Origin of the sequence: Paraburkholderia sp. GAS41 (genome assembly GCF_050436545.1) — a bacterium.
Taxonomy (GTDB): domain Bacteria; phylum Pseudomonadota; class Gammaproteobacteria; order Burkholderiales; family Burkholderiaceae; genus Paraburkholderia.
Map to the genome: position 1 here is coordinate 1 of NZ_JBNDMK010000032.1, position 21868 is coordinate 21868.

17 protein-coding genes and 1 pseudogene are annotated in these 21868 nt (G+C 62.2%); 2 read left to right on the forward strand and 16 right to left on the reverse strand.

Annotated elements, in window-relative coordinates:
- Positions 1 to 727 precede the first annotated feature (727 nt).
- From P3T43_RS31245 to P3T43_RS31275, 7 genes are all read right to left on the reverse strand, one after another.
- Positions 728 to 2032, reverse strand: a complete 1305-nt coding sequence (locus tag P3T43_RS31245) for a dienelactone hydrolase family protein (protein ID WP_429284868.1) — start codon at positions 2030 to 2032, stop codon at positions 728 to 730.
- A gap of 601 nt (positions 2033 to 2633) precedes the next feature.
- The gene (locus P3T43_RS31250) at positions 2634 to 3086 is read right to left on the reverse strand and encodes a YchJ family protein (RefSeq protein ID WP_429284869.1); all 453 of its coding nucleotides are present in this window, start codon (positions 3084 to 3086) and stop codon (positions 2634 to 2636) included.
- Positions 3087 to 3093: 7 nt separating this feature from the next.
- Entirely contained in the window at positions 3094 to 3771 is a 678-nt protein-coding gene (locus P3T43_RS31255) for an SDR family oxidoreductase (RefSeq protein WP_429284870.1), read from the reverse strand.
- 94 nt (positions 3772 to 3865) lie between these two features.
- Positions 3866 to 5071, reverse strand: coding sequence for an acetyl-CoA C-acetyltransferase (locus P3T43_RS31260; RefSeq protein ID WP_429284871.1), 1206 nt, complete (start codon positions 5069 to 5071; stop codon positions 3866 to 3868).
- A complete protein-coding gene (gene can / locus P3T43_RS31265; RefSeq protein ID WP_429284872.1) occupies positions 5064 to 5840 on the reverse strand; it encodes a carbonate dehydratase in 777 nt (258 codons plus the stop codon). The genes P3T43_RS31260 and can overlap by 8 nt, the downstream gene beginning before the upstream one ends.
- Before the next feature lie 83 nt (positions 5841 to 5923).
- Positions 5924 to 7771: a bifunctional isocitrate dehydrogenase kinase/phosphatase gene (aceK, locus tag P3T43_RS31270; RefSeq protein ID WP_429284873.1), complete on the reverse strand. Its 1848-nt coding sequence runs from the start codon at positions 7769 to 7771 to the stop codon at positions 5924 to 5926.
- Positions 7768 to 8193 (reverse strand): MerR family transcriptional regulator, encoded by a 426-nt coding sequence (locus tag P3T43_RS31275; RefSeq protein WP_429284874.1) that lies wholly within the window; start codon positions 8191 to 8193, stop codon positions 7768 to 7770. The genes aceK and P3T43_RS31275 overlap by 4 nt, the downstream gene beginning before the upstream one ends.
- A gap of 146 nt (positions 8194 to 8339) precedes the next feature.
- On the opposite strand from P3T43_RS31275, the gene P3T43_RS31280 reads away from it, so the two are divergent.
- Entirely contained in the window at positions 8340 to 9410 is a 1071-nt protein-coding gene (locus tag P3T43_RS31280) for an MBL fold metallo-hydrolase (RefSeq protein WP_429284875.1), read from the forward strand.
- A gap of 94 nt (positions 9411 to 9504) precedes the next feature.
- Here P3T43_RS31280 and P3T43_RS31285 read toward each other — a convergent pair whose 3' ends face one another.
- The 5 genes from P3T43_RS31285 to argS all read right to left on the reverse strand — a co-directional run bounded on the left by P3T43_RS31285 (position 9505) and on the right by argS (position 15545).
- Positions 9505 to 11100, reverse strand: a complete 1596-nt coding sequence (locus tag P3T43_RS31285) for an ABC transporter substrate-binding protein (RefSeq protein WP_429284876.1) — start codon at positions 11098 to 11100, stop codon at positions 9505 to 9507.
- A 231-nt stretch (positions 11101 to 11331) separates the two neighbouring features.
- A complete protein-coding gene (locus tag P3T43_RS31290) occupies positions 11332 to 12102 on the reverse strand; it encodes an SDR family oxidoreductase (protein ID WP_429284877.1) in 771 nt (256 codons plus the stop codon).
- 15 nt (positions 12103 to 12117) lie between these two features.
- Entirely contained in the window at positions 12118 to 12756 is a 639-nt protein-coding gene (locus P3T43_RS31295) for a thiol:disulfide interchange protein DsbA/DsbL (protein WP_429284878.1), read from the reverse strand.
- 160 nt (positions 12757 to 12916) lie between these two features.
- Positions 12917 to 13693: an SPOR domain-containing protein gene (locus tag P3T43_RS31300; protein WP_429284879.1), complete on the reverse strand. Its 777-nt coding sequence runs from the start codon at positions 13691 to 13693 to the stop codon at positions 12917 to 12919.
- Between the two features lie 61 nt (positions 13694 to 13754).
- Positions 13755 to 15545 (reverse strand): arginine--tRNA ligase, encoded by a 1791-nt coding sequence (argS, locus tag P3T43_RS31305; protein ID WP_429284880.1) that lies wholly within the window; start codon positions 15543 to 15545, stop codon positions 13755 to 13757.
- 396 nt (positions 15546 to 15941) lie between these two features.
- Between argS and P3T43_RS31310 the strand changes: the two genes are divergently transcribed.
- Positions 15942 to 16268, forward strand: coding sequence for a DUF1840 domain-containing protein (locus P3T43_RS31310; protein WP_429284881.1), 327 nt, complete (start codon positions 15942 to 15944; stop codon positions 16266 to 16268).
- A gap of 260 nt (positions 16269 to 16528) precedes the next feature.
- Here the strand turns inward: P3T43_RS31310 and P3T43_RS31315 are convergent, their stop codons facing one another.
- The 4 genes and pseudogenes from P3T43_RS31315 to P3T43_RS31330 form a co-directional block, all read right to left on the reverse strand.
- Entirely contained in the window at positions 16529 to 16732 is a 204-nt protein-coding gene (locus P3T43_RS31315) for an acid-shock protein (RefSeq protein WP_429284882.1), read from the reverse strand.
- 184 nt (positions 16733 to 16916) lie between these two features.
- Positions 16917 to 19640 (reverse strand): annotated as a pseudogene (gene metH / locus P3T43_RS31320) (methionine synthase); the annotation flags it as partial.
- Positions 19641 to 19694: 54 nt separating this feature from the next.
- Positions 19695 to 20765, reverse strand: a complete 1071-nt coding sequence (locus P3T43_RS31325; RefSeq protein WP_429284883.1) for a homocysteine S-methyltransferase family protein — start codon at positions 20763 to 20765, stop codon at positions 19695 to 19697.
- 297 nt (positions 20766 to 21062) lie between these two features.
- Positions 21063 to 21320, reverse strand: a complete 258-nt coding sequence (locus P3T43_RS31330; RefSeq protein WP_429284884.1) for a BTH_I0359 family protein — start codon at positions 21318 to 21320, stop codon at positions 21063 to 21065.
- Between the last annotated feature and the right edge of the window lie 548 nt (positions 21321 to 21868).

A 21868-nucleotide genomic window follows, 5' to 3' on the forward strand; every position in this document is an offset into this window, starting at 1 on the left:
ACGGGCTACCGCTTCCAGTGAACGGAAAGGATCAGTTTCCGGACACTGCAGTCAATATACAAGTAAGCAAAGAAAGCGGGCTCACACCGCCAGCTCGTAGTGAGCCATCTCGGCTTGCCAGTGGAAACGGCCCGACACGAGACGTGCCCTCGCACCTTCCGCCCTTGTGACACAGGACTCATTCATCCTGCCTCGCACTTCGTGCGCGGCAGATGGGTACGCCAGGCCGGCGTGCCGACTTGCCGGCGTTGGTGGTTGGGTTTGTGCACCGGGTGTGCAATTTCGTTGGTTCGCGAATGAACGCGGTGGGCAATAACTGATCAATCACCCAAAGCGTTTGGATACCTAACAAAATACCTGCGAAGCAGAAGGAGATATGCCTGACGGCGGGGCGCGAAGCGCGACGCTGGAGCGGAAGAGTGCTGTGTCACGAACGAGGGTGGTGCGAGGGCACGTCTCGTGTCGGGCCGTTCCCGCTGGCAAGCCGAGATGGCTTACTACGGGCTGGCGGTGTGAGCCCGCTTTCTTTGCTTACTTTCTTTGCGGCGGCAAAGAAAGTAAGTGCCGCCCCGCACAGGGGCGAACCTAATAGACCGATAACAAAACAAGGAAAGGCCAACGCCCTAAAAAAAACCAAACCACAAGGCGCCGCAGGCAACCAACCGCAAACAAAAAACCAACACCACAGGCAAACCACCAACGCCGTAGGCAAAAAAACAAAACGCCTTCACTCCCTACTAGCCAACGCCGGCTTATCCCCACCAACCTTCTCACCGGCGGAGCCAGAAGAATCAACACCCCCCGCACTAGCCGTCTGCGAAGAAGAAGTCTGATCCTTCCAGACAACCGAATCATTCACCGCATACAACCTGCAAGGATCGGAACTCTGCTTCTGGCAGTTAGCCACAGCAACAGACATCGGATCATCACCACCCTCAGCCCAGGACCATGCGCCCGAATCAGAAACCGCAAACGCCCGGCTAGGATACTGATGCAAAAAGTTGCGATACCCATTCCGTCCGGCTTCATCGACGAAAGGCACCGCCGTAACGGAATCCAAAGCAGCATAACCACTGGCCTTGGGCGGCGCCGGATCTTCAACCCGATACTGAACGCCAGTGGGCATACCCACCCGTGCGAGGAACGCCTCGACAGCAGGCCACCACACCCGCACGCCATCGCGATCGCCAACCAGCCGGTGCGCGTCATTCTTGTACGCGCCAAAGTCCACCATCTTCGCGCTCGCGCCGTGCGCCGAATACGCCGCATACATGCTCGCCACCAGCGGCGGCGACCAGATCGAATCGTTATCGCCATACAGCCACAACGAAGCGACGTGCGTCTTCTCGCCATAAGCGCCAAACGCATGCGTCAGATTGCCCTGCCAGTCGGTGCAGGTGTCCTGCCGCAAGCCACCCGAGAAATTGATCAGCGCCCGCACCCCCGGGGTCGCTTCGACACCGTAGGCAATCGTCGCCAGCCCGCCATGCGATGTACCCGCTACGACGATGTGCTGCGCGTCGACATAAGACTGCTTCGACATGAAATCGACCGTCGCAGCGACATCGCCAGCCTGCCCCAAACCATTACGCTCGACATCGCAGCCGTCCTGCTCATAGGTGCCGCCCGATTTCGCAAAACCTTGACGGTTCGGTGCCACCACCACATAACCGCGCCGCACGAATTCCCGCGCAAACGGCAGCGGGTCGCTACGCGCCTGCATACGCGGGTCGCCCGGCATCTTGCCGTGATTGAAAACGATCATCGGGAAGGGGCCCGCACCGTCCGGTTTGTACACCGTGGTTTCGAGCGTGATCGTGCCGGCGGCGTCCACCGGTACGCGGATGACCTGTTCGTTGAGACTGGCGCGGGGAAGGTAAGTGTCGTCGTCCAGCGCGATACGGGGGACTTCGGCGCGGGTCAGCGGGCCGCCTTGCGAATCGGCCAGGGGATCGGCGTGCGCGAACGACACGGCACATACCGCCCATGTACACACCATCGCACCAGCCGTCAAAAACGTTCTGCAACCCATTCGCAGCACCTACCTTGAAGTACGTCCTTAAAACCTGCAGCGTCTGCTGTCATTTGCGTTTCGCTGACAATCGCCTTTCGGCGAGATTTGCGACACAAAAAGACACTGGCGTGCGTTGCGCGCTTAGCGCACACACGCGGACCGAGATCGCACGGGATTAACCCAACTGCTGGCCGACGCGACCCCACGCGCCGAAGATGAGCGACACACGATGTGACCTGAAGCTGCCGTCGAATCACAGGGTATCAAGACCCGGCGGCGTTTCTGCCCATCTTTGCGGGGACGGTTTAGACCGGACCCTCACAACGTGTCACTACAAAACCTACAGGCTCATCCTGGCACGACAAATTGTATTTGTGCAATTGAGGAGAACCCGCGACGAAAAATCCGTAGCGTTCGACACGTTGCGCAAGCATCGAATCTTCACGTGCGCCGCGCGGTTCGGGGAGGGCGGGCGAAATGACCGATACGGTCCGTGTGGTAGACGGCCAACACACATTGCAGCGCCATTTTGAGGGGCATATGTGAAGGCGCGATTAATTGGGTGAGAAAAGCGCGCAAGGCTTTCGGACCCTTACAGTGCTTTGACGTAACCGGAGGTTTACGTCTCGCTGACGTCACCATCTACATAGCGCCAGCGACCGACGTCATCGCGGATGAAGCGGCTTAGTTCGTGCAAGCGGTGAGCACGGCCACCCACTTTATATCGTGCGATGAATTCGACTTCAGCGTGAGTTTCGTTTCGTGCTACAAAAGATTTGATTTGCAGACCTAGCCAACGCGGCGCGTCGGGTGCGTCCGGGCTGGCGTCGAGATCGGCGGGGCACGTGTCGCCCGCCCATGTAGCGCGCAGATAATCGTTCGCGCCGAGCACATACGCGCTATAGCGTGAGCGCATCAGTTCGAGCGCGGTAGGCGCCGACTCGCCGCCGTCGATGTAACGGCCACAGCAAAGCGCGAAGCGTGGTGCCTTCCCGCCGCTGCGAAGATTCGGTGCAGCGCCGCCACAAGGACATTCGGACGGTCGTTGCGTTGTCAAGGATGGGTTGTGCATCGGAGTGTCACCAGTCGAGCGCGGTACCGTCGTATTGATAGAAGCGGCCGTTAAATGATTCGTGCGCGGCTGCCGCCTGGGCTAGCACCTGACGCATGCCGTGAACGCTGCGCTCGGGGTCGATCGCCGCTGCGGCGCCACCCATATCGGTGCGTACCCAACCAGGGTGCAGCGCAACGCAGACGGCTCGCCGGGTCTGCAACGAAGCGATTTTCAGCGCATCGTTCAGCGCCGCCTTGCTCACGCGATACAGCCAGCCGGTGGTGCCGGTGGCCTCGGTGATGCTGCCCATCTTGCTCGACAGCACCGCCAGCACGCCGTTGGCGTCTTCGACGAGCGGCAGCAGGATCGGTAACAGTTGCATCGGGCCGCGCACGTTGGTCACCATCACCTCGTCGAAGTCTTCGGCGTCGATCGCCTCGATGCCTTCCGTGCGCGGGCCGTACACGCCCGCCACCAGAATCGCGGCATCCAGCCGCTCGCCATCGAGCTTCCAGCCCAGCGCGGCAATGTCCGTCTGCGAGGCGATGTCGAGCGAAAACGTCTCAGCGCCGAGTTCCTCGAGTGCCGCGAGGGCCGCCTCGTCGCGTGCCGTGGCAAGCACGCGCCAGCCGGCCTGTTTGTACTGGCGAGCGAACTCAAGGCCAATGCCTCGTGACGCCCCTACGATCAACGCTGTTTTCATACGTTCACCTCATGATTCACCACTCGCGGGTGCCGCATGCGCCCCGTCACCCGCGTCAAACACGACGAATGGAACGGGGCACCTACGCCACGCCTTACAGCAGCTCTATTCCCATCGCTGTGGCCTCGCCGCCGCCGATACACAGCGTCGCGACGCCGCGCTTCAGGCCGCGATGTTTCAGCGCGCCGATCAAGGTCACCAGAATGCGCGCACCGGATGCGCCGATCGGATGTCCCAACGCGCAGGCGCCGCCGTTCACGTTGACCTTCTCATGCGGCAGATGGTGCTCTTTCATCGCGGCCATCGTGACCACGGCAAACGCTTCGTTCACCTCATACAAATCGACTTCGTCGGCATGCCAGCCGTTCTTCTCGAACAGCTTGCGGATCGCGCCGACCGGCGCGGTGGTGAATTTTGCGGGCTCCTGAGCGAAGGTCGAATGGCCGACCACGCGGGCGAGCGGCGTCACGCCTAAGCGCTTTGCGGTCGATTCCCGCATCATCACGAGCGCTGCCGCCCCGTCCGAAATGGACGAGGAATTCGCTGCGGTCACGGTGCCGGTTTTGCTGAAGGCGGGTTTGAGCGTGGCAATCTTTTCGAGGTTCGCCTTGAACGGTTGCTCGTCGCGCCCGATCGTCACGTCGCCCTTGCGGCTCTCCACCTTGACGGGGGTGATTTCCCACGCGAACGAACCGTCTTCGTTCGCACGTTTGGCACGCCGAAGCGACTCCACCGCGAAGGCATCCTGCGCCTCACGGGTGAAATCGTACGACCCCGCGCATTCTTCGGCGAAGGTGCCCATCAGGCGGCCTTTTTCGTAGGCATCCTCAAGACCGTCGTAGAACATATGGTCGATCACCTGACCGTGGCCCATACGCATGCCGCCGCGTGCCTTCGGCAACAGATACGGCGCGTTGGTCATGCTCTCCATGCCGCCAGCGACGATCACATCCACCGAACCGGCGGCCAGCATGTCGTGGGCGAACATCGCCGCGCGCATGCCCGAGCCGCACATCTTGTTGACGGTTGTGCTGCCGGTGGCGAGCGGCAGGCCGGCGCCGAGCGCCGCCTGACGAGCCGGGGCCTGGCCGAGACCGGCCGGCAGCACGCAGCCCATCACGACTTCATCGACCTGCTCAGGCTCGAGCCCGGCACGTTGCACCGCGGCCCCGATCGCGATGGCGCCGAGTTGCGGCGCGGTCAGCGAGGCGAAATCGCCTTGAAACGCGGCCATCGGAGTACGGGCGGCCGACACGATCACAATCGGATCAGCCAGGTTGTCACGTTTTGTCTCACTCATGTTTTAGCTCCTTGATAACACCTTCGACGACGGCCGGCACATCGCCGAGCCTGGCGGCATCGGCGGCGACCACGTCGTTATCCGTTTTGTGCGCGCCGCTTGCCGTGGCGGCCGCGACGCAGCGCGTATACGTTTCATCCAGCGCGCCCGGCTCGCTGATCATCATGCCGAGGTTGCGTACCTTGCCGTCGTGCACGCCGTAGGCCCAGCCATGCACCATCAGCTCCTGGCCGCGCGCCCACGCGTCGTTGACGATGGTCGTACGGCACACGTTGACGACCTGTTCGATCGTGTTCAATTCCACCAAACGCCGATGGCGGGCTTCGCCCATCGGCCACTCTTCGAGCAGTGTCGCGTGCTTGGTACGCACGTCCTGCACGTGATGCAGCCAGTTATCCGCGAGGCCGACGCGCCGCCCATGCAAGGCAGCGGCGACGCCCGAACAACCGTAGTGTCCGACCACCATGATGTGCTTGACCTTCAGCAGATCGACCGCGAACTGGATCACCGAGAGGCAGTTCAGATCGGTGTGCACGACGACATTGGCGATGTTCCTGTGCACGAACACTTCGCCGGGCGGCAGGCCAATGATCTGGTTCGCCGGCACGCGCGAATCCGAGCAGCCGATCCACAGGTATTCGGGCGTCTGCTGGTCGGCGAGTCGCGAGAAGTACTCCGGATCCTCGGATAGTTTGCGAGTCACCCACTTGTCGTTGTTGTCGAACAGATGAGCAAGCGGATTGGGCAAAGAAGCGGCGTTTGAGTTCATGGTGCGTGGAGTGGGTGACGGGACCGTTGGACGGGCCGATGTCGTTATAGGAGGGGCGGGCGGTGAACGGAATCCATCAGCGTTCACGCCGCGCGCTCGGCAGGTGCGCGCACTGCCGTTGTGTCGTTCGCATCGCCGGCGGCATCTGCGTCGCCCGCAGGAGCGAAGCGCTCCGGGTAGCGGGTGCGAAAACGCACGGCGTTGTCGTACGGAAAGAAGTCGGGCAGTTCGCCTTTTAGTAAGTGTTCCTTATGCCGTTGCCACAGCGCGGGATCGAAGAAGTCGGCATGGTGCTGCATGAAGGCCCGGCGCACCCGCGGGTCGCCGAGCAGGAAGGTGCCGTACGTCTCCGGAAAAATGTCGTGCGGGCCGATTGAATACCACGGTTCGCCGGACATCTCGTCTTCCTCGTTGCGCGGCGGCGGCACGGCGCGCACGTTGCAATCGGTCAGGTATTCGATTTCATCGTAGTCATAGAACACGACGCGGCCATGACGCGTCACGCCGAAGTTCTTGTACAGCATGTCGCCGGGAAAGATGTTCGCCTGCATCAATTCCTTTATCGCGTTGCCGTATTCCTTGATGCCGTGATCGACGTCCGCGTCGCTGCCGTTTTGCAGATAGAGGTTGAGCGGCACCATGCGGCGTTCGATGTACAGATGGCGGATCACGAGGTTATCGCCCTCGTATTCGATCATCGAAGGCACTTCCTTCTCGAGTTCGCGCAACAGCGCTTCATCGAGCCGTGCGAGCGGCAGCGCTACACTCGAATATTCGAGCGTATCGGCCATGCGCCCGAGACGGTCGTGCCGTTTGACGAGCTGATACTTGCTCTGGATCAGCGCGCGCGTGGTTTCCTTCGGCGGCGGGAAGTTGTCCTTGATCAGCTTGAACACGTAGGGAAACGACGGCAGCGTGAACACCAGCATCACCAGCCCCTTGATACCGGGTGCGATGATGAACGGGTCGCTCGAATGCGACAGGTGATGCAGCAGATCGCGATAAAACAGGTTCTTGCCCTGCTTCTGCAAACCGACCGAGGTATAGATTTCCGCCTTGGGCTTGCCCGGCATGATCGTGCCGAGAAACTCGACGTAGGCCGAGGGTACTTCCATATCCACCAGAAAATACGAGTGTGAGAAGCTGAAGATAATCAACAGCTGATCGCGCTTGAGCAGCACGGTGTCGAGCGCCAGCAAGCCGGGCTTCACGTGATGCAGCGGCACGGCGAACGGCAGCAGCAGATCGCCGTTGATGATGCGGCCAACGATATACGCCGATTTGTTCCGGTAAAACAGCGACGACAGCACGTGAATCTGGAAGTTGGCGGCTTCATCGAACGTGCCGAACGCGTCTTCGATGGCTTGCATCACGCAACCGACATCGCGTTGCAGGTCTTCGAACGCCGGTTCGAGCTGGAAGTTCGTGACGATGCGCTCGAGCGTCGCGGCGAGGCCTTCCTTGCCGGGGTAATACGCGCGGTAGGTCGGCTTGGCGGCGGGCTCGTCGTTCTCGATGTATTCGGTCGAGATGGCGGGTCGCACGAAAATGAAGTCGTTGTTGAAGTACGACCGATGCAGAATCTTGCAGCACACCGAATTAAAGAACGTCTCCGCGCACTCGGGCTGCCGGTGCGTGGTCAACAGGCCGATGAAGTGCAGCTTGATCTGCTGCCAGACTTCGTCGTCGATATTCTCCGCGTCGTATTCGTCTTCGAGCAGCTCCACGCATTCTTCGACCCGTTCGTCATACGAAGTAATGCGTTCCCGCGCGAGACGCTGCAAGGCATGCCAGTCGGCGGCTTCGAACAGGGCCTTGGCGTGGATCGCGGCGTCGCGAAAAATCCGGTAGTGGCGATCGAAGCCTTCGAGCATCGTCTGCGCGACGTCGAAGCCGATTTGCGACGATAGCAGCTTCGGAAAGTGATTCATGGCGAGCGCGCGTCGGAGGCTAAAGCATGGGGCTCACGCGCGCCGCCTTCGAGCAGGGTGCGCGCCTGCGCTTCATATTGCGCGAGGTCTTCGAGCGTGGCGTTCAGATCTTCGAGCTGACGCTCCAGCACTTCGCGATGCCGCGTCACCGTGGCGAGGAAGGCATGCAATTGCGGCTCGGTGTCGGTTGGCGATTCGTACAGATCGAGCAGATCGCGGATTTCCGAGAGCGTGAAGCCGAGGCGCTTGCCGCGCAACGTCAGCTTCAGGCGGGTGCGGTCGCGGCCGGAGTAGACGCGCCGCAAGCCGCTCGACCCTTCCCGGCTCGGCGAGAGTAAACCCTGGTCCTCGTAGAAGCGGATCGCTCGTGGTGTGACGTCGAATTCACGCGCGAGCTCGGTGATGGTGTATTGCGTGTTCATTGGGACGCCCCGTGAGCGGGCAGAAAAGCGGATTGGACGATAGAATCGACGTTTACGTTATCGTCAACTTGAGTAAAGCGCAACCATGGCGCGCGGCGGCCAGATGATGGCCGGTGCCGAGCGACCGGCGGAGGAAGACCCCCACAATGAATGCTCTCGAACACCAACTCGACTACCCGTTCAAGGACACGCTGCCGCAAGCCGGCCAGGCGTTCGAAGTCACGCCCGGCGTGTTCTGGCTGCGTATGCCGCTGCCGTTTGCGCTTGACCATATCAACCTGTGGCTGCTGCGCGATGAGATAGACGGACAGCAAGGGTGGACGGTGGTCGATTGCGGCATCACTTCGGACACGATCAAGGCGAACTGGGAGCAGGTGTTCGACACGGTGCTGGACGGGTTGCCGGTGCTGCGCGTGATCGTCACGCATTGCCATCCGGATCACATTGGCCTTGCGCACTGGATCTGCGCGGGCGGCGACAAGCGGCGCTGGGACGTGCGTCTGTGGATGACGCTCGGCGAGTACATGCAGGCTCGCGTGATGGCGGCGGGCGACGGCTCGAATGCAGGCGGCGCGGGCGCCGCGCGCCACTTCGCCTTGCATGGCTTGACCGACGAGGCGTCGCTCGACAAGCTGCGCAATCGCACCAGCTATTACGCGAATCTGGTGCCGGCGGTGCCGGGCCAGTATCGGCGCATGCGCGAGGGGCAGGTCGTGGCGATTGGCGGCAAGAACTGGCGCGTCGTGACCGGTTATGGTCACTCGCCGGAACATTGCGCGCTGCATAACGAGGCCGACGGTGTGCTGATTTCGGGCGACATGGTGTTGCCGCGTATTTCAACCAACGTCTCCGTGTTCGACATGGAACCCGAGGGCAGCCCGCTCGCGCTGTATCTGGAATCGCTCGGCCGCTATGAGACGATGGCTGAGGATACGCTGGTGCTGCCGTCGCATGGCAAGCCGTTTCGCGGCGTGCGCACGCGCATTGCGCAGTTGCGCGAGCATCACGACGCGCGGCTCGCGGAAGTGCGCGAGGCCTGTGCGGAGAAACCGCGCAGCGCTGCGGATATCGTGCCGCTGATGTTCAAGCGGCAACTCGATATCCATCAGATGACATTTGCCATGGGCGAGGCGCTCGCGCACTTGCACCTGCTTTGGCTCGCGGGCGAATTGAAGCGCACGCAGGATGCGGATGGCGTGATCCGGTTTGCGCCGTAGCGTGTTGGCCTTTCCAGGCCGCTAAATGAAACAGGCCCGGTGCAATGCAACCGGACCTGTTTTGTTTTCTGCTTAGTCAAACGGCGTCGCGCTTTTACTGCACGCTCACCGTCGTAAAGTTCTGCCGTCCGAACGGACTGACGTGATAGCCGCTCACGTCCGAGCGCGTGATCGCCGCGGCGGTCGGATACCCCAGCGGAATCCACAACGCCTGATCGTGGATGATCTGCTGCGCCGCTTCATACGCCTTCGCGCGTTTGGCTTGATCCGTGGTGGCTTTGCCGTCGGCGATCAGCTTGTCGAGATCCGCGTCGCAGAAGCGCGCGAAGTTGATGCCCGACTTCACGGCATTGCAGCTGAACAGCGGCGTCAGGTAGTTGTCCGGATCGCCGTTGTCGCCCGCCCAACCCATGAACAGCGAATCATGCTGGCCCTGCTTGGCCTGCTTGATCAACTCGCCCCATTCGATCACCTTCACGTCCGCTTTCACGCCGATCTTTGCAAAATCGGCCTGCAGCAGTTCGGCGCCGGCCTTCGGATTCGGATTGAGCACGCTACCTGTCGGGCGCACCCAGATGGTCGTCGAGAAGCCGTTCGGAAAACCCGCTTCAGCCAGCAGGTTCTTTGCCTTCGCCGGATCGTACGGCCACGCCTTGACCGATTTGTTGTAGCTCCACGTATTGGGCGGATACGGATTCACAGCCGCTGTCGCCGTGTTGTCGAATACGGTTTTCAGATACGTCGTGCGGTCGAACGCCATGTTCAGCGCGGCACGCACCTTCTGGTTGTCGAGCGGCTTCTTGTCCGTGTTCAGCGCGACAAACGCGGTCATGAACGCGGGCGTCTGCACCACCGCGAGCGACTTGTCGGCCTTGGCGTCGGCCACATCCTGCGGCTTCGGTGACAGGGCGATCTGACATTCGCCTGCCTTGACTTTCTGCGCGCGCACCGTGGCGTCGGGCGTGATGGCATAGATTAGGCGGTCGATCTTCGGTTTGGGACCCCAGTACGACGGATTCACGTCGTAGCGGATCACGGCGTCCTTCGTGTAGCTTTTCAGCACGAATGGCCCGGTGCCGATGGGTTTGGCATTCAGGTCGACCTGCTTGCCGGCCTTGAGCAACTGGTCGGCGTATTCGGAGGAGTAGATCGAGGCGAAGCCCATCGTCAGGATCGAGATGAAAGTCGCATCCGGCTGGTTCAGCTCGAACTTCACCGTGTTGTCGTCGATCTTCGCGACCGACTTGATCAACTTCGGCAGACCCATCGCTTGCGCGTGCGGGAAACCGCTCGCTCCCGTCACCTTGTGCCACGGGTTGCTGTCGTCGAGCATCCGGCTGAAGCTGAAGACGACGTCGTCAGCGTTCAGCGCATGAGTGGGCTTGAAGTAGTCCGTGGTCTGGAACTGCACGTTGGGGCGCAGATGGAACGTATAGGTGAGACCGTCGGGACTCACGTCCCAGCTCTGGGCAAGCGCGGGAACGACTTTCTTGGCAGCCTCGTCGTACGAGACGAGCGGGTTGAAAATCACATCCGCCGACGCATTGGTCGTAACGAGCGAGTTGAACTGGACGACGTCGAAACCGTCCGGGCTCGATTCGGTGCAGACCGTCAGCGGTTTGGCCAGCGCGAGCGCGGGCGCTGCGGCGAGTAGAGCGGCAATTACGGCGACGGGCAGTTTAATGCGCATAGGATCTCCCATAACAGGCGCGGTCACGCAAGCAGCCCGCGCGGACCACCATCTTAATGGCGAACCGTTTTCAGGGTTGGCGCGGGCTATGCCTGCGCAAGCGCGAAAGCTTATCGAAGGGTGGTTGTGCCGGCAACAAACCAATCGGCATATCCATATGGATCACCGCGGCTCGTTCGACGCGCGCAGCCTCTTTGAAGTTACCGAAGCATACCGCGTCGGCCGCGCGGCCTAGTCGGCGGTGCGCGGCTTGCGTGGGGCCTTTTCGAAGGCGCGGTCGTAGAGCCAGCGCGGCAGCACGTGCAACAGCATGGCGACGACGCGCATCTGCCACGGATAGATCGCAAACGATGTGTTGCGTCCGACCGCCTCGGCGACCTTCGCGGCAAAGCGGTCGGCGTCCATCAGGAACGGCATGCGATACGGGTTATGCGCGGTCATCGCCGTGCGGACGTAGCCTGGAGCGATGGTGACGACGTTGACACCCTTGGGCCGCATCTCGACGCGCAACGCCTCGAGATACTTGAAGGCCGCGGCCTTCGACGCGCTGTACGCGCCCGAGCCCGGCAGACCGCGTACGCCCGCCACGCTCGCCACGCCGACTAACGCGCCTTTGCCCGCCGCCATCATGGCCGCCGCAAACGGCTCGAAGGTGGCGACCATGCCGAAGTAATTGACGTCCATCACCTCGCGGAAGGCGCGCAGGTCGCCATGACCGGTGACCGCGCCACGGCTGATGCCGGCATTGGCGATCACAATGTCGGGACAGCCGTATTGTTCGATGAACTGCGCGGCTGCGGCAGCGAGCGCGTCAGCGTCGCGGACGTCGACCGGGTAGATCGAGATGGAATGCTGGGGATGGGCTTGCTGGAAGCGGGCGAGGACCTCGCCGCGGCGGGCAACGAGGCCGAGAATCGCGCCGCGCCGCGCATATTCGGCGGCGAGCGCGAGGCCGATGCCACTGGATGCGCCGGTGATGAAAACCTTGAGAACGCGATTCATACCGGCGTCTGGACCTTACATCTTCTTCGCGCGGACTTGTGCAACGAGGTAGTCGAGCACCTGAAGCGTGCCCGGCAGACTGTTGGTCGCGGCCGGGCCCGTTTCATACTTGCCTTGTACGGCAAGCGTCGGCACGCCGTCGATCTTGTAGTCTTCCAGCAGCTTCTTGTCGCGCTGGATCTCGCTTTGCGTCGAGAACGAGTTGTACGCGTCCATGTACTTCTTCGGGTCGACGCCGTTCTTGGCGAGGAACTTGGCCTGGTCGTCCGGCGTCAGCAAGTAGTTCTTGTTGACGTGAATTTCATTGAAGACGATGGGCGTGAGCTTTTCCGCGAGACCGAGCGCGTCGAGCGCGTGGTACATCTTCGAATGCGGAATGAAGTCGTCGCGGAAGGCCACCGGCACGCGCTTGAACACGACATCCGGGCCCTGCTTCTTGATCCACGTTTCGAGGTACGGGTTGAATTCGTTGCAATGCGGGCAGCCGTACCAGAAGAACTCGGTGACTTCGATCTTGCCGACGGGCACGTCGACCGGTTGTGCCGACGACAGCACGGTGTAGTCCTTGCCCGCTACGGGCGCAGCCGGCGACGCTTCAACGGCCGCGCTGACGAGGCCGAGTGAAAGGAAGAGAATGCTCAGCAGTTTTTTCATGTCTTGTTGACCCAATTAAGCGGAATAACGGTGGCGCGGGTGGCGCAGCGTTGCGGTAAAGCGCGGGGCCGTCACCGTGACAAGCGGTGGGCGGCAGGCCTCTGCCGTGCTTGTGACTCGCGCCGCGCGCCGAGGTTCAGCGGCGGCGCATAACGGAACATTACTGCTTGGTAAAGCGGATGACGGCGGTGTCGACCCCGGCGTCGGACAGGCGCTGACGGGCCGAATTCATGTCGTCGAACTTCGAGAACGGTCCGATGCGTACGCGATAGTACGTCACGCCGCCGGCATCGCGCTGCGTCACCTTCGATTCGAAGCCCTGGAAGGCGAGCCGCGCACGCTGCTGCTCGGCATCCGCCGACGTCTTATAGGCGCCCACCTGCAGGAAATAGCCGCTATTCGCATCCGCCGCCGACGGCGCCGAACCCGTGCCTGCGGCCGGCTTGGCGGCATTCGACGCGGGCGCCGCCGCGGTGCTGGTCGGTGCGTTCGTGGTCGGCTGCGGCTTCTTCACCGCGCCGGACTGACCGTTATCCTGAGCGGGCTGCGGTGCCACGGCGACGCCGTTCGCATTGGCCGAACTGGCCGGCGGCACTTCGACGATCTCCGGTTCCTGCAGCAGGCCCGGCGTCTGGCCCTGAGGCGCCGTGTTCTGCGGCGCCGGTTGGGCCGCTTGCGGCACCGGCTGGCCAGGCGTCTTGCCTTGCAGCGGACGGTTCGGATCGTACTGCGCTTCGCTCGCGCCGGCGTCGGACGCCGCGGGCGGCGCCACCTTGGCGACGAATGGCGTAGGCGCCCGGGTGATATACAGCGCCACCACTACCGCGATTGCCAGGCCGACGATCAGGCCCAGTACGATGCCGAGAAAAGTCCCCCCGGTTTGCTTCGACTGCTTCGTTGTGCGGCGTGGTTTTGCCATCGTATAAATCACCTGCAAAAAGAATCCTGGAACGGCCGTCGATTATAGCGACGGCCGCGTGCATGTCGTGCCGGAGGACTTACATCTTTTCGGGAGCAGAAACGCCGATCGTCGCGAGGCCGTTCGCCAAAACCTGGCGCGTGGCGGCGAGCAGGGCGACGCGCGCATTGCGCGCCGCTTCGTCGTCGACCAGGACGCGTTCGGCCTTGTCATTGTAGAACGAGTGGAATTCACCAGCGAGGTCGCGCAGATAGAACGCGACGGCATGCGGCGCGAGTTCGTCGGCGGCGTGTTGCAGCATGTCGGGGAATTCCGCGAGCTTCTGCAGCAACGCCATGGCGCGCTCGCTTGTCAGCAGCGACACGTCCACCTGCGGCAGGATCGCCTCGTCGGTGTTGTAGCGCGTCTTCGCTTCGTTGATGACCGAGCAGATCCGCGCGTGGGCGTACTGCACGTAGTGCACCGGATTCTCGTCGTTCTGCTTGAGCGCGAGATCGATGTCGAAGACGAATTCCGTATCGGCCTTGCGCGAGATCAGGAAAAACCGCACGGCGTCGCGGCCGCGGCGGATCGTCGCTTCGTCGAGCAGATCCGGCGAGCTCTCCGAGCCCGGCGTGGCGCCGCCCGACCATTCGATCAGGTCGCGCACCGTCACATAGCTGCCCGCGCGCTTCGAAATCTTCACTTCCTGACCGTCGCGCATCACCGTGACCATCTTGTGCAGGATGTAGTCGGGATAGCCCTTCGGAATGCCGATGCCCAGACCCTGCAGACCGGCGCGGACCCGCGCGATGGTGCCGTGGTGGTCCGAACCCTGCACGTTGATGACCTTGCTGAAGCCGCGCTCCCACTTGGCGACGTGGTAGGCGACGTCCGGCACGAAGTACGTGTAGGTGCCGTCGGTTTTGCGCATGACGCGGTCTTTGTCGTCGCCGTCGTCAGTGGTGCGCAGCCACAGCGCGCCTTCCTGCTCGTAGGTCTTGCCGGCGGCGATCAGCGCCGCCACCGTCTTCTCGACGCGGCCTTCCGAGTACAGCGAGGATTCGAGGTAGTACTGGTCGAACTTCACGCCGAAGGCCTGCAGGTCCATGTCCTGCTCGTGACGCAGATAGGCAACGGCAAAGCGGCGGATGGCGTCGAGGTTGTCGACGTCGCCTTCGCCCTTGACCGGCTCGACGTCTTTCGCGGCGACGGTTGCACCGTTCATGTAGTCGTTCGCGATGTCGGCGATGTAGTCGCCGTTGTAGGCCGATTCCGGCCAGCCGGCGTCGCCCGGCTTCAGGCCGCGCGCGCGCGCCTGGGTGGAAACCGCGAGCGTGTGGATCTGCACGCCGGCGTCGTTGTAGTAGAACTCGCGGTGCACATCATTGCCCTGCGAAGCCAGCACGTTCGAGAGTGCGTCGCCCAACGCCGCCTGGCGGCCGTGGCCGACGTGCAGCGGACCGGTCGGATTGGCCGACACGAATTCGACCAGCACATGCTTGCCGGCGTCGCGCTGCGAGCGTCCGAAGGCTTCCTTTTCTGCGAACACGCTGGCGATCACGGCCTGCTTGGCAGCGGGCGCGAGGTGCAGGTTGATGAAGCCGGGGCCTGCGACTTCCGCGGCTTGCACGAGGCCCTGAGCGCCTGGATGCGCGAGCAGCGCGTCGACGATCTGCTGGGCGAGCTGGCGCGGATTGGCGCGCAGCGGCTTGGCCAGCTGCATGGCGACGTTACAGGCGACGTCGCCGTGCGCCGCGACTTTCGGGCGTTCCAGCGTGATGGCCGGCGCGACGAAGGCGACGTCGGTTGTGCTTGGGGTCGCCTCGGCGACCTGCTTCACGGTGTCCGCGAGCAGTGATTCGAGAGTGTGTTTATGTGCGGGCAGCATGCTTGTTGCGAGTCCAGTGAGGCAGTGCGGTGAAACGGGAGCGGCGATGCAAAGCGCGAAGCCGGTCTGTCAAAGGCCTGGAAAGCGTGCGCCGCGCCGTAGGGATGGCGCCCATGGCCGCGCGGCAGCGCCGTGGCCAAGTCAATGCCACGTCAACGCCAGCCGACTTGCGAGGCACGGGCAGACCGGCGCCTTGTCGCCGTGCCAGCCATTGTCCAGCATAGCGTGGCGCGCTTTTCCGTCAGAACGGATTTTAGCAGGTGCTAATATGTCCAATGAGATGCCCACCAAGGGCCGTGGCCGCCGCTCTGTGCCGGCGGACCAACGAAACGCGCGCAGACGGTCGTCCCATGGCCATCGGCGTGTAAATCCAACAAGATGAAAAAGGGAACAGTCATGCTGATTACTTTCAAATGCCGCGCCGCTCCGGATGTGGTGATGCTGGAAAATCTGGCGCAGTATCTGGTCGGCATCGTCGGCAAACGTCTCGGTGAACGCGGCGTCATCATGCACGACGAACTGGGCGAGGCAATCACGAAACTGGAATCGGCGATCAGTTCGGACAAGCAGGAGCGTGCCGAGCACGACGGGCATTTCCACGAAGGTGAAGACGGTCACGAACACCACGAGATTCCGATCGGCCTCGCGCAACGCGCGTTTCCGTTCCTCGATATGCTGCGCGCCGCGCAAAAGGAAAGCGCCGACATCGTCTGGGGCGTTTGACAGACAGCGCCCGCGGCATGCCTGAGCGGCGCTGTGGACGCGCCGCGCGGCGTTAGATCACCGCCACGACGTGCGCGCACGTCCCTTCCGCGTGTCGCGACAACAAAGACAAGAGCCCGTTTCGAGCGGGCTCTTGTCTTTTCTGCGGCCGCATAAGGCCGGTATCCGGCGCATGCCAAGGCAATCAAAGCGCGGGCGAGGGGGCCGGCAACCGGCAATCCGTGCTGGACCGGGCGCCGGAACGCGCGGCCCGGCGCAGCTTACTCGCTGGCAGCAGCCGGCGCCGCCGGAGCCGAGGCTCCCTTCTTCACCTTCGCCTTTTTGGGCTTCTTGACATGCTTCTGGGTGGGTGGCGAGTAGGAACTGACCGAACTACTGGCTACGGGCGCGGCCGTTTGGGCGAAGGCGACCGAAGTACCGACTGCAAGCGAAAGACCAGCCAAAACCAACGTCAGCTTTTTCATGCGAGTTTCTCCGTTGACGGTTGCAAGTTGTTGAGCCGACGCGTTTTATGGCCGCGTCTGGCAGGTAAAGCGCTTGCAGTCTACAAAGCCGAAAACCCGCCTGCTCGAAATATTCAGCCTTACGGTCCCGATATAGTGGGGGGCGGTCTGCCCCGTCTGGGCGATATGCTCGCCGGACCGCCGCTTACAACTGCGGCGCGAGAGCCCGTGCAGCATCCTGTTTCGACAGCGACATGCGCTGCGCGTAGTCTTCCAGCTGGTCCTGGCCGATCTTGCCGACCGAGAAATACGTGCTGTCCGGATGCGCCAGGTAGAAACCGGAGACGCTGGCCGCGGGCAGCATGGCAAGCGATTCCGTGACGCTCATGCCGATCTCGTCCGCGCGCAGCACGTCGAACATATCGCGCTTCACGAGGTGATCCGGGCAAGCCGGGTAGCCCGGTGCCGGACGGATACCGCGGTACTTCTCGCCGATCAGTTCTTGGTTGGAGAGCGTTTCGTCGCTGGCGTAGCCCCACAGGTCGCGCCGTACGCGGGCGTGCAAGGCTTCGGCGAAGGCTTCCGCAAAGCGGTCGGCCAGTGCCTTCAGCATGATCGCGCTGTAGTCGTCGTGATCCTTTTCGAACTGCTTTTCCTTCACGTCGACGCCGAGGCCCGCCGTGACCGCGAACATGCCGATGTAATCGGCCACGCCCGAATCCTTCGGCGCGATGAAGTCGGCGATCGAGCGGTTCGGCCGCATCACGCCGTCCACTACCGGCCGCACGCTTTGCTGACGCAGGTTGCGCCAAGTGAGTGCGACTTCCGAGCGCGATTCGTCGGTGTAGATTTCGATGTCGTCGTCGTTGACGGTGTTGGCCGGCAACATGGTGAGCACGCCGTTGGCCTGCAGCCAGCGCCCCTGGATCAGGCGCGCGAGCATCGACCTGGCATCGGAAAACACTCGCCGTGCCGATTCGCCCACGACCTCGTCATTGAGAATGGCCGGGTAGGGGCCGGCCAGATCCCACGTCTGGAAGAACGGGCCCCAGTCGATGTAGTTCGCCAGTTCGTTGAGATCGAAGTTCTTGAAGACGCGGCGGCCGATGAACTTCGGCTTGACCGGCTGGTAGCCGGCCCAGTCGATTTTCGTCTTGTTGGCGCGCGCTTCGGCGAGCGTGACCATGGGCAGCGCCTTCTTGTTGGCGTGCTGTTCGCGCAGGCGATCGTAGTCGGACTTCAGGTCGTCGAGGTATTTCGTGGCGCCTTCGTCCGACAGCAGGCTCGACGCCACCGAGACGGACCGCGACGCGTCCGGCACATACACCACCGGCCCGTCGTAATGCGGCGCGATCTTCACGGCAGTGTGCACGCGCGAGGTGGTCGCGCCGCCAATCAGCAGCGGAATCTTCTTGATGCGGAAGTAGTCGTCGCGCTGCATTTCCGAGGCGACGTAGGCCATCTCTTCGAGGCTTGGCGTAATCAGGCCGGACAGCCCGATGATGTCCGCGCCTTCGACCTTCGCCTTCGCGAGAATGTCGTTGCACGAGACCATCACGCCCATGTTGACCACTTCGAAGTTATTGCACTGAAGCACCACGGACACGATGTTCTTGCCGATATCGTGCACGTCGCCCTTGACGGTGGCGATGACGATCTTGCCTTTGGCGCGCACATCGGCGCCGGCTTCGGCCATCAGCTTCTTTTCTTCTTCGATGTACGGGATCAGATGCGCGACCGCCTGCTTCATCACGCGCGCCGATTTCACCACTTGCGGCAGGAACATCTTGCCCTGACCGAACAGGTCGCCGACGATGTTCATGCCGTCCATCAACGGACCTTCGATCACGTTGATCGGGCGCCCGCCCGCGGCGGCGATTTTCGCCCGCACTTCCTCGGTGTCTTCGACGATAAAGTGAGTGATGCCGAGCACCAGCGCATGCGCCAGACGCTGCTCGACCGGCTGATTGCGCCATTCGAGGTTCTCTTCCTTTTTCGCCGCACCGGTCTTGAAACGGTCGGCGATCTCCAGCAGCCGGTCGGTCCCATCTTCGCGGCGATTGAGCACCACGTCTTCGACGCGCTCGCGCAGCTCGGGATCGAGATCGGCATACACGCCGAGCTGGCCCGCGTTGACGATGCCCATGTCCATGCCCGCCTGGATCGCGTGATAGAGGAACACGGTGTGGATCGCTTCACGCACCGGATCGTTGCCGCGAAACGAGAACGAGACGTTCGACACGCCGCCGCTCACCTTCGCATGCGGCAGGTTTTGCTTGATCCAGCGCGTGGCGTTGATGAAGTCGACGGCGTAGTTGTTGTGCTCTTCGATGCCGGTGGCGACCGCGAAGATGTTCGGATCGAAGATGATGTCTTCGGGCGGAAAACCCACTTCATTGACGAGGAAGTCATACGAGCGCTTGCAGATCTCGGTCTTGCGCTGGTACGTATCGGCCTGGCCCTGTTCGTCGAAGGCCATCACCACGGCAGCCGCACCGTAACGGCGGATCAGGTTGGCGTGATGACGGAACGCCTCTTCACCTTCTTTCAGCGAGATGGAGTTGACGATCGCCTTGCCTTGCACGCACTTCAAACCCGCTTCGATCACTTCCCATTTCGACGAGTCGATCATGATCGGCACGCGCGCAATGTCCGGCTCCGATGCGATCAGATTCATGAAGCGGACCATGGCCGCTTTCGAGTCGAGCATGGCCTCGTCCATATTCACGTCGATCACCTGCGCGCCGTTTTCGACCTGCTGGCGCGCGACCGCGATCGCGTCATCGAACTGGTCGTTCAGGATCATGCGTGCGAACGCTTTCGAGCCGGTCACGTTGGTGCGCTCGCCGACGTTGATGAAGAGCGTCCCGGACGTGACGTTGAACGGCTCGAGGCCGGAAAGGCGCATGGTGTGATCGGTCATGGCGTAGGTGCGGTTCGGTTGCGTGAATCTTTTACGGTAGCGGGAAGGCGGCGCTGAAACTCAAGCCGCGTCGCGGTACTGGTTCGGCCACTTGCGCGGCTTGATCTCGGCGAGCGACCTGGCAATCGCCGCGATATGCTCCGGCGTCGTGCCGCAGCACCCGCCCGCGATATTCACGAGCCCCGCCTGGGCAAACTCCTGCAGCAGCGCCGAGGTGTCCGCCGGCAATTCGTCGAAGCCGGTATCGCTCATCGGATTGGGCAAGCCCGCGTTCGGATAGCACGACACATAGGTATCGCACAGCTTCGCCAGTTCGGCGATATATGGCCGCATCAACGCCGCGCCCAGGGCGCAGTTCAAACCGAAGGTCAGCGGCTTCGCGTGACGCAGCGAGTTCCAGAAGGCCTCGACCGTTTGGCCGGAGAGGATCCGGCCGGATGCGTCGGTGACCGTGCCGGAGATCATGATGGGCAGACGTTCACCGGTATCTTCGAACAACTCATCCAGCGCAAACAGCGCGGCCTTCGCATTGAGCGTGTCGAAAATCGTTTCGACGAGGAACAGGTCGGAGCCGCCGTCGAGCAATGCCTTGGCCTGCTCGTAATAGGCGGCGCGCAATTCGTCGAAGGTCACGTTGCGGGCGCCTGGATCGTTCACGTCGGGCGAGATGCTGGCCGTCTTCGGTGTCGGTCCGATGGCGCCGGCGACGAAGCGCGGCTTGTCGGGCGTCGAGTACTTGTCGCAGGCGGCGCGCGCGAGCTTCGCCGATTCGAGGTTCATCTCGATCGCGAGGCTTTCCATGCCGTAGTCGGCCTGCGCGACGGTGGTCGCGCCGAACGTGTTGGTTTCGATGATGTCGGCGCCAGCCGCCAGATACTGCTCATGGATCTCGCTGATGATCTGCGGCTGTGTGATCGACAGCAGTTCATTGTTGCCCTTGATGTCGCGGCCATAGTCTTTGAAGCGCTCGCCGCGATAGCGGGCTTCGTCGAGCTTGTAGCGCTGGATCATCGTGCCCATCGCGCCATCCAGAATCAGGATGCGCGATTGCAGGAGCGCGGGCAGCGCCGCGCCACGCGTGTAGGCGGCGGCAGGGCGAGCTGGACTGACGGTGGAGGCGGGCTGGTTCATGGCAGAAGTGGGCTTGCGCCAGTTTTTTCAGGAAACCTGTCATTGTAGCCGCTACGCAACAGCGTCGCCGACCAGCGCATACGCTGACAGGGGCATATGCGCCAAAGTTGCAGGCGATCCTGCAGGCAGGAGGTAAAAGATGCCGCAGTGCGCCCCTGGTGACGTGGCGCCACCGGGCTTCGCAACAATCCTCTGACCAAAAGCCGAATGCGTAATGGCGGAAAACGTACCGCTAAAACAAAACCCCCGTCCGGCAAGCCGGACGGGGGTTGAGTACGTGTCGCCGGGGCGTGCGTGTTAGTGGAGAATCACCGGGTGATGCATCAGGCTGTCGAACTGACCGAGAAATTCGTCCACTTCGTCGAGGGACGGTTCTTCTTCGATCAGCTTGGTGACGTGCTCGCGAAAGCGTGCCGCCATTGCGCCGTCAATGTAGATTTCGCGCTGCAGATTCTTGTCCACGATCTCGTAGCCACCTGATTTCATAGCGAGGGGACCGTCCTGCGGCGGGAACTCGACGACACAATAATTGGGGCTGTTGTAGATCATTTGCATGGCGACACTCCTTATTTCCGTTGGCTCCTGGCCATTCCTGCGCCATAGGTGGAGCGTATGGTGTGGAATTCAAGGGGTGGGTCCGGAGTGACGCTGGTAACAATCCCGGACCTTCACGTTAGACCCGTGCTTCGAGAAACGTTTCAGGCAACGCAACACAACGGTTAGACGAATCGATCGGTGCCAGACCATCTACATCCAGCAGGTCCTATTGTGCGCCTTCAATCGTATTCGCGATCAAAACTGTGCAACCGGTCGCGTACCTTTGTTGTGGCGTCCTGCGATTTGCCGGCGTAGGTAGACGAATGTCGGTCAATTATTCGTGAACCTTGATGCGCGGTGGATACGACGCCATTGCGGTTCAAGAGCGCGCCGCCTCCTTGAGCAAACGTGCGGTGGAAGGGCTGGGCGCGACGCCTATTGTTTCCGTAACGACCAGTGATGCGGGCGAGTGATGCACGCAAGCCAAGCGGTAGCAAACCGTGTTCCCAGCGGTGGTGTGGGTGACGCCGCTTGTTGTGCGCGGATGTGGCGCACGGTGGTGCATG

Bases quoted from the DNA above. Each gene is read 5' to 3' on its own strand.
- argS (WP_429284880.1), bottom strand. From the start codon at position 15,545: ATGCTGCCCGCACATAAACACACTCTCGAATCACTGCTCGCGGACACC.
- P3T43_RS31285 (WP_429284876.1), bottom strand. From the start codon at position 11,100: ATGCGCATTAAACTGCCCGTCGCCGTAATTGCCGCTCTACTCGCCGCA.
- P3T43_RS31260 (WP_429284871.1), bottom strand. From the start codon at position 5,071: ATGAGTGAGACAAAACGTGACAACCTGGCTGATCCGATTGTGATCGTG.
- can (WP_429284872.1), bottom strand. From the start codon at position 5,840: ATGAACTCAAACGCCGCTTCTTTGCCCAATCCGCTTGCTCATCTGTTC.
- P3T43_RS31325 (WP_429284883.1), bottom strand. From the start codon at position 20,765: ATGAACCAGCCCGCCTCCACCGTCAGTCCAGCTCGCCCTGCCGCCGCC.
- aceK (WP_429284873.1), bottom strand. From the start codon at position 7,771: ATGAATCACTTTCCGAAGCTGCTATCGTCGCAAATCGGCTTCGACGTC.
- P3T43_RS31295 (WP_429284878.1), bottom strand. From the start codon at position 12,756: ATGAAAAAACTGCTGAGCATTCTCTTCCTTTCACTCGGCCTCGTCAGC.
- P3T43_RS31330 (WP_429284884.1), bottom strand. From the start codon at position 21,320: ATGCAAATGATCTACAACAGCCCCAATTATTGTGTCGTCGAGTTCCCG.
- P3T43_RS31245 (WP_429284868.1), bottom strand. From the start codon at position 2,032: ATGGGTTGCAGAACGTTTTTGACGGCTGGTGCGATGGTGTGTACATGG.
- P3T43_RS31290 (WP_429284877.1), bottom strand. From the start codon at position 12,102: ATGAATCGCGTTCTCAAGGTTTTCATCACCGGCGCATCCAGTGGCATC.
- P3T43_RS31275 (WP_429284874.1), bottom strand. From the start codon at position 8,193: ATGAACACGCAATACACCATCACCGAGCTCGCGCGTGAATTCGACGTC.
- P3T43_RS31315 (WP_429284882.1), bottom strand. From the start codon at position 16,732: ATGAAAAAGCTGACGTTGGTTTTGGCTGGTCTTTCGCTTGCAGTCGGT.
- P3T43_RS31280 (WP_429284875.1), top strand. From the start codon at position 8,340: ATGAATGCTCTCGAACACCAACTCGACTACCCGTTCAAGGACACGCTG.
- P3T43_RS31310 (WP_429284881.1), top strand. From the start codon at position 15,942: ATGCTGATTACTTTCAAATGCCGCGCCGCTCCGGATGTGGTGATGCTG.
- P3T43_RS31255 (WP_429284870.1), bottom strand. From the start codon at position 3,771: ATGAAAACAGCGTTGATCGTAGGGGCGTCACGAGGCATTGGCCTTGAG.
- P3T43_RS31250 (WP_429284869.1), bottom strand. From the start codon at position 3,086: ATGCACAACCCATCCTTGACAACGCAACGACCGTCCGAATGTCCTTGT.